Below are 6,278 nucleotides of genomic sequence, written 5' to 3' on the forward strand. Positions count from 1 at the left end.
TTAGGGTGGGAGGGTGGACTAAAGGGCGATGGGTGGGTCGTAGTCTAATTTATAATCCCAATTGATCGCTTATCTCCTTCATTGCTTTAAGACAGATTGCGACAAATCCTTCTAAGCTTAAACCAATTTCTGAACATTTGGCAATAATTTCTCTTTTAGCGCCCCTGGCAAAAGCCTTTTCTTTAAATCGATTTAAAACATTTTCTGCGGTTAAATCATTTATCTTTTTACCAGGTAAAACTAAAGTAGCGGCGACAATTAAACCAGTTAAAGGATCAACACAAAATAAGGCTTTAGCCATCAGTCCTTCAGGTTTTATTCCATGAATTTCATTATGGGTTTTGACTGCCTGGACAATTTCCGAATCTAACCCTAACTTTTCAAGAATCTGGGCTCCTAATATTGAGTGCGCTTTTGGGTCATCTTTGGTTTCTTCATAATCAATGTCATGTAATAACCCGGTTAAGGCCCACTTTTCTTCGTTCTCATTAAAATGCCTAGCCAAAGCCCTTAGACAAGCCTCAACAGCTAAAGAATGCTTTATTAAATTTAAATTTTTTATTTTTTCTTGAACTAATTTTAAAGCCGTTTCTCGATTCATTTTGACTTCACCCCGTTTAGAAATCTTATTTTTATTTACCTGAACAATATTTAGCCCCTGGAAATTTCTAACGGGGCCTCATGGTTGGAAATAAAATCGCTTCTCTTAAGCTATAAAAATCGGTTAATAAAGAAACTAATCTATCAATACCCATTCCAAAGCCGGCAGCTAGCGGCATACCATATTCTAAAGCCTCTAGAAAATCCTCGTCCATTCTCTGGGCTTCCTTAAAACCTCCTTTAAAAAGTTTTTCTTGTTCTTTAAATCTTTTCCTTTGCTCAAGTGGATTATTAAGTTCAGAAAAGGCATTAATCATCTCCCAACCAGCAACAACTAACTGGAAATTGGCTAATTTTTCTGGATTTTTCTCCAAAGCCTTAGCTAAAGGCTGAAACCCCAAGGGAAAATGAATAACAAAAGTTGGTTGCCAGATTTTTGGCCGGCAAAATTTTTTATAGATTTCATCAGCAATTTCAGCCTTCGGGGCTCCTTTTTTAATTAAGACTCCTAATTTTAGGGCTCTTTTAGCTAAAGCATCCCGGTTTATTTCGTCTAAATTTATTTTTGTCTTTTTTTTAATGAGTTGAGAAAACTCAATTCTCGGCCAAGGAGTTTTAAAATTGACCTTTTTCCCTTGATATGAAATTTCAAGTTTGCCAAATAATTTTTTGAGTATGGCTTCAAGCATCCTTTCGGTTAATTTCATTAAATCTTTGTAATTAGCATAAGCCCAGTAAAATTCGAACATGGTAAAGTCAGGATTGTGAGACCTATCCATACCTTCATTTCTAAAACACTTTCCGATTTCATAAACCTTTTCGAACCCCCCCACCAAAAGACGTTTGAGATAAAGTTCAGGAGAGATTCTTAAATATAAATCAATATCTAAGGCATTCAAGTAGGTTTTAAAAGGTCTTGCCCTTGCTCCTCCATAAATTGGCTGTAAAATTGGGGTCTCAACTTCTAAGAATCCTTCTTTCTCTAAGAAATTCCGAATTTCTCCTATAATTTTTGAGCGAATTTTAAATTTCTTCTTAACCTCAGGGTTAAAAATTAAATCCAAATATCTTTTTCTAAATCTTTCTTCAATATCTTTTAAGCCATGCCATTTTTCCGGAAGGGGTAAAAGGCCTTTGGCCAACATTTTAAAATCTGAAGCCTCAATCGTCTTTTCACCTTTTTTGGTTTTAAATAAAATTCCTCTCACCTCAATAAAATCTCCGATATCAAAATTGCCCAAGAAAAATTTATAGCCTTTTTCTCCTAATTTATTTTTTCTAAGGTAGGCCTGAATTTTAGCAGTTCCATCCTCAATATGTAAAAAAGTTGAACCACCATGTACTCTTTGAAATTTAATTCTTCCTACCAGAATTATTTCTTTCTTTGATCGGGATATCGCAGAGAAACCTTTTAAGGCTTCGGCTATTTTATGGGTTCTCTTTGTCTTTATCGGATAAACCAAAAGGCCAGCTTTTTCAATTGCCTCCAGTTTTTTTAGGCGATTTTTTCTTATTTCATCAATTGTCGCCATAAGACTATTTTTATTTTAACTAATTTTATTATTGAGGTCAAAATAAAACGAGGGGGATAATTTAAAAAATGAAAAACTTTAGAGCGAGGCTACAAATTGACGTACCCTAAAAAGTGATAGCCAAGCGATTTTCCTAAAAATTAACCCCCTGAGTGAAATACCAATTTAGCACCCTCTGTGCCAATGGCAGAGCAGCTACTTGGGCTTCTTTTACATTCTCAATAACAAGGGTTAAAACTATCTGGGGATTATCATAGGGAGCGATTACTGTTACCCAGTTGTGATAATAATCGTTTTCTAATTCAGCCGTTCCAGTTTTGGCAGCACTCGAAACTGGTAAAGAATTTAACAAAACAGCTGAGGCATGAGGGCTATTTTCTCCAGTCACTGCCTGCCTCATTCCTTCCCTGACAATTTGAAGATTTTTTGGATCAATAAAACCTTGACGAATAGTTTCAGGTTCAATTTCCTCAATCAAATTTTTTTCACTATCAACAATTTTCTGGACAACCTGAGGTTTCAAAAGTTTTCCATTATTGGCAATTGCGGCAAAGCCGGTGGCTACCTGAAGAGGGGTAACTGAAATGTAACCCTGGCCAATAGAAAGATTATAAGTATCCCCATCCCGCCAGACTTGATCTTCTTTTCTTTCAAAATAAGATTTTTTCCAAATAGGATCAGGGATTAACCCTTCCTCTTCTCCGGGAAGATTAATTTGAGTTTTATTTCCCCAGCCAAAAAGTTCTAAATATTTTTTAATTCTTGAAGGGCCCAGTCCTTCTTGTTTTCCATACCCTCCCCCAACTGTATAAAAATAAACGTTACAGGACTCAGCAATGGCTTTTTTGAGACCGGTCCAGTCATGGACCCTCCAGTCCTTATACTCATAAATAACTTCTGGGATATATTCATGGGGAACTTGAATTAATCCCTGGCAGTTAATTTGTTTTTCTGGCCTAATTATTTTTTCTTCCAAAGCAGCTGAGGCAATTAAGGGCTTGATAGTGGAACCTACTGGATATTTCCCAGAGATAGCTCGATTAAAAAGAGGCTCTTTTGGATCGATCAAGAGATTGGCGAGGGCAACTGGATCTGAGCCTTTTTGAAATAGATTATTGTTAAAATCAGGAATGGAAACTAAAGCTAAAACTCCTCCAGTTTTTGGATCCAAAACTACTGCCGCTCCTTTTTTTGCCCCGACCGCTCTAATCCCTTTTTCCAACTCTTCTTTAATTTTTTCCTGGAGTTCAGAATCTAACCACAAAACTAGACTCTTCCCAGGTTCGGGAAATTGAATAATTTCTTTGGAGATTATATTCGAAAGAACATCTTTTTCAATCCGGAGTTTTCCTGGGTTTTTTCGTAAAATCTTCTCATAAGATTTTTCTAGACCATCTCGACCAACGTAATCAAAAATTGAATAATTTTCTGGGTCTGCTTTCAATTCTTCGCTCCTTATTTTTCCAGTATAGCCAATAAGGTGAGCGAAAATTTCTCCATCTTTATAATTTCTTATTGGATTTTTTACAATTTGAAAACCGGGGAACTCTCTAATTTTTGTCTCTAAAATTATTAAGGTTTTATGGTCAAGACCTTCCGAAATTAAGATCCGAGAGGATTCACTTTCTGAAATTTCTTTTTCCAAATTTTCAAGATTTTTATCAATGATTTCGGAGATTTCTTTTAAAACTTTTGTTTTTTCAAAATCAGATTGAGGCAAATCTCTAACATCTAAGACTAAATCAAAACTGGGTTTATTCCAGACTAATTGGTTCAAATTCCGATCATAAATCACTCCCCGTTCAGCTTGGATTAAATAAATTATAAATTTATTTTCCTCAGCTAAAGTAAAAAAGTGTTTACCTTCCAACACCTGAAGTTGAAATGTTTTTAAAAAAAGAAGGGAAATTAAAATTAAAGAAATTACCCAGAAACCTTGAAGAATCTTTTTGGGAACCGGAACTTCAAATTTTTTTTCTGATATACCTAACTCCTCTTCTTTTTTTTGGGCAAGTTTATCCAAAAGAATATCATGAGGTTCGATATCAGGGATCCGCCGAATAGGCGGGAGAGTGGAAGGGCTGTGGTCTTTAAAATAGGCTTTCGCTTTCCTTTTTCTAGATTTTTTTGATAATTTGAATTCGAACATATCTTTTTAAAATTAATTTTATAAAAACTGCCATTCCCAGCAAAATTAGAGTTTGGAAGCCAATGAATTTTTCAGAAAAAATATCTAGAAAAAATCCTCCGAAAGCAGCTACCAAAATCCCATTATTTTTTTCTGGTCTCTCAAAAAGATTTAAAATTAAAGCCGAAATTAAAACAAAATTTGGAATTATCCCAAAAATATTAAAATGAATTAAAAAACTGGTCTGAATTAAAACTAAAAGATAAAAAAATAGAAAATAAATTAATATCATATTCAATATTCTAAAATTACAAAAACTTTTTCTACTTCGTTGAGGCTAAACATAGGGGAAATTTCTGCTTCTTGAAAGGGTAAGATATCACTTTTTCCTACTTTTCCAATTTGGCCAACCAAAATTCCTGGTGGAAAAATTCCCCCCAGAGAAGTGGTAACAACTAAATCGCCTTCTCTAATTTCTTTATCTTGAGGGATAAGATCAAGAAATACTTTCAGGCTTCCTTTACCTTTTATTACTCCGTAAATCTCACTCTCCTGGATTTTAGCATCAAAAGAGTTCTCTTTATCAGAAATAAGGGAAACTTTTGAGAAGTTTTGATAAACTTCACTAATTTTTCCCAAAAGAACTCTTGATTGAGTAATTACTGGAAAACCCTCAGATATTCCATCTTTTGAACCTTTATCTATTAAAATTGAATCTTTTATTGAATCTTTTCCAAGAACTTGGGCGAAAGATAAGGTAAATTCCTTTTGAAGCTCAATATTTAAGGCTTCTCTTAAAATTTCATTTTCCTTTTTTAATTCTTCCAAGAAAGCAATTTTAGCAAGTAATTCTTGGTTTTTAAGTTTGAGCTCATCTGCCTCTTTTTTTAATTTATTTATTTTAGTAATTGTCTCAAAAAAACCAGATACCCTATCCCCTGCCCCCCATAAAACTCTTTGAATTGGTTCAGAAATTTTGTAAAAAAAATTTCTGATTTCCTTTTGAAAAAAATTTAGGAATAAAAAAAGTAAAATCCCAATAACTATAATTAAAATTTTATTTTTTTTAGACATTTTATAAAGATTACTTCATTATAAGAACCTTTCACTAATTGTTCAAGAACCTTTCACTAATTGTTCAAGAACCTTGAATGTCTCGTATCTCTTTAAAAGACTGTGATTTCTACGATCGTAGGAATCACGGCCCACTAAGAGAAAAAAAGGGTTAAAGAAAAATATAAGAACTGTGCCTTGCTCTGCTCGGCGGAACCTTGAAATCGCCGAAAAATAAAAATAGCCTCCGACAAAATTTACGTCGGAGGCCTAGGATTCGAAAAAAAGGCGCTTTAGTGGCGGCTACCTACTTTCACACCTCAACAAGGAAGCACTATCATCGGCCTTGGAGTATTTCACTTCTGTGTTCGGAATGGGAACAGGTGGAACAACTCCAGTATAGCCGCCACTAAAGCGCCTTTAATATTTCTGTAATGACGATTATTAATTGCTAGCCAAAAAATATATGATTTATTAGTACTGCTCGGCTCAATGCGTTGCCGCACTTACACCTACAGCCTATCAACCTCGTAATCTCCGAGGAATCTAAGAGTCCTAATCTTGAGGTTTGCTTCGTGCTTAGATGCTTTCAGCGCTTATCAGTTCCCAACGATAGCTACCCAGCGATGCTCCTGGCGGAACAGCTGGTAGACCAGAGGTTGGTTCCTCCCGATCCTCTCGTACTAGGGAGAACTCCTCTCAAGACTCAAACGCCTGCGGTAGAGAGGGACCGAACTGTCTCACGACGTTCTGAACCCAGCTCACGTATCACTTTAATTGGCGAACAGCCAAACCCTTGGGAGCTTGTTCACCCCCAGGATGTGATGAGCCGACATCGAGGTGCCGAACAGGGCCGTTGATATGGACTCGCGGGCCCTACTAGCCTGTTATCCCCGGGGTAGCTTTTATCTGATGATCTTCGGCGATTCTACTAACCACCGTCGGTTCACTAAGTTCTGGTTTCC

General features: G+C 35.8%; 5 protein-coding genes and 2 rRNA genes. All 7 read right to left on the bottom strand.

The genetic code is table 11. From position 1 onward, the window contains the following. Positions 1 to 49: 49 nt before the first annotated feature. Positions 50 to 601, bottom strand: coding sequence for an HDIG domain-containing protein (locus KJA15_01495; GenBank protein MBZ9571998.1), 552 nt, complete (start codon positions 599 to 601; stop codon positions 50 to 52). A 67-nt stretch (positions 602 to 668) separates the two neighbouring features. After that, positions 669 to 2,132 carry a lysine--tRNA ligase gene (gene lysS / locus KJA15_01500; GenBank protein MBZ9571999.1) on the bottom strand — a complete coding sequence of 488 codons (1,464 nt, stop codon included), beginning with the start codon at positions 2,130 to 2,132 and terminating at the stop codon, positions 669 to 671. Positions 2,133 to 2,265: 133 nt separating this feature from the next. Beyond that, positions 2,266 to 4,281: a penicillin-binding protein 2 gene (gene mrdA / locus KJA15_01505; GenBank protein MBZ9572000.1), complete on the bottom strand. Its 2,016-nt coding sequence runs from the start codon at positions 4,279 to 4,281 to the stop codon at positions 2,266 to 2,268. Next, entirely contained in the window at positions 4,250 to 4,552 is a 303-nt protein-coding gene (locus tag KJA15_01510; GenBank protein ID MBZ9572001.1) for a hypothetical protein, read from the bottom strand. The genes mrdA and KJA15_01510 overlap by 32 nt, the downstream gene beginning before the upstream one ends. 2 nt (positions 4,553 to 4,554) lie before the next feature. Beyond that, positions 4,555 to 5,334, bottom strand: coding sequence for a rod shape-determining protein MreC (gene mreC / locus KJA15_01515; GenBank protein MBZ9572002.1), 780 nt, complete (start codon positions 5,332 to 5,334; stop codon positions 4,555 to 4,557). 273 nt (positions 5,335 to 5,607) lie between these two features. Next, a 5S ribosomal RNA gene (rrf, locus tag KJA15_01520) occupies positions 5,608 to 5,724 on the bottom strand. Positions 5,725 to 5,767: 43 nt separating this feature from the next. Then, a 23S ribosomal RNA gene (locus tag KJA15_01525) occupies positions 5,768 to 6,278 on the bottom strand; the annotation flags it as partial.

It is taken from the genome of Patescibacteria group bacterium (assembly GCA_020148145.1).
In the GTDB taxonomy this organism is placed as follows: domain Bacteria; phylum Patescibacteriota; class Minisyncoccia; order Minisyncoccales; family JAHCRE01; genus JAHCRE01.

What these genes read in the sequence shown, in the direction of transcription:
- KJA15_01495 (MBZ9571998.1), bottom strand. Translation starts at nt 601, where the DNA reads ATGAATCGAGAAACGGCTTTAAAATTAGTTCAAGAAAAAATAAAAAAT.
- KJA15_01510 (MBZ9572001.1), bottom strand. Translation starts at nt 4,552, where the DNA reads ATGATATTAATTTATTTTCTATTTTTTTATCTTTTAGTTTTAATTCAG.
- mreC (MBZ9572002.1), bottom strand. Translation starts at nt 5,334, where the DNA reads ATGTCTAAAAAAAATAAAATTTTAATTATAGTTATTGGGATTTTACTT.
- lysS (MBZ9571999.1), bottom strand. Translation starts at nt 2,132, where the DNA reads ATGGCGACAATTGATGAAATAAGAAAAAATCGCCTAAAAAAACTGGAG.
- mrdA (MBZ9572000.1), bottom strand. Translation starts at nt 4,281, where the DNA reads ATGTTCGAATTCAAATTATCAAAAAAATCTAGAAAAAGGAAAGCGAAA.